This window comes from Stenotrophomonas terrae (assembly GCF_001431465.1).
In the GTDB taxonomy this organism is placed as follows: Bacteria; Pseudomonadota; Gammaproteobacteria; order Xanthomonadales; family Xanthomonadaceae; genus Stenotrophomonas; species Stenotrophomonas terrae.
Genome location: NZ_LDJJ01000132.1, coordinates 1 through 650, shown reverse-complemented (window position 1 = coordinate 650; position 650 = coordinate 1). Strand labels below are relative to the sequence as shown.

Here is a 650-nt window from a genome sequence, read left to right as displayed (position 1 = left end):
CATCTGCTCGGCGCGGGCCGGATCGCTGCGGGTCAGCACCTGCGCATTGGCCAGCGTGTTGTAGAGGAAGTGCGGCTCTACCTGCGCATGCAGCAGGTTCAGGCGGGCCACGCTGAGTTCCTTTTCGGCCTCGGTGCGTGCAGCGTGTTCGCGTTCTTCGCGACGCTGCTGGGCGACCTTTCCGCTCAGCGCATGGGTGACGGCTTCGGCGTTCTCGTAGTTGCTGCCTTCATCGAGCAGCAGCAGGTCGACCCAGGCGCCGGCATCGGGTTCGAAGAACAGGGTGACGCTGCTGGTATCGGCGCCGGGAATGACCCGGGCGGTGATCTGGTTGTGCTTGATGGCCAGCCGCGCCATCGGGTTCCAGCGGGACGGCGGGCGTTCGCCATAGGGATCGGCGCGGCGCTGGGTAGCGCGCAGCTGCAGGGTGCCGACCGAACGCTCCAGCTGTTCGATCCGCGGCATCTGCCCGATCACCTGTTCCAGCAATGCAAACGCGGTGGAGGCGTCCAGCGGCAGCTCGACCTGGCGGCGATGACGATTGGCCAGGGTCTGCGAGTCGAGCCGGTCGGCGATCAGGGTGACCCGGCGGATATGGCCGACCACGGCGGTCAATGCGAACACCATCAAGGCCATTGCGGCCAGGCCAA

General features: G+C 66.8%; 1 protein-coding gene. It reads right to left on the bottom strand.

The genetic code is table 11. The features are described 5' to 3' along the window. On the bottom strand, nt 1-645 hold a 645-nt coding region (locus ABB27_RS19070), incomplete at its 3' end, for a histidine kinase (RefSeq protein ID WP_244479275.1). Between the last annotated feature and the right edge of the window lie 5 nt (nt 646-650).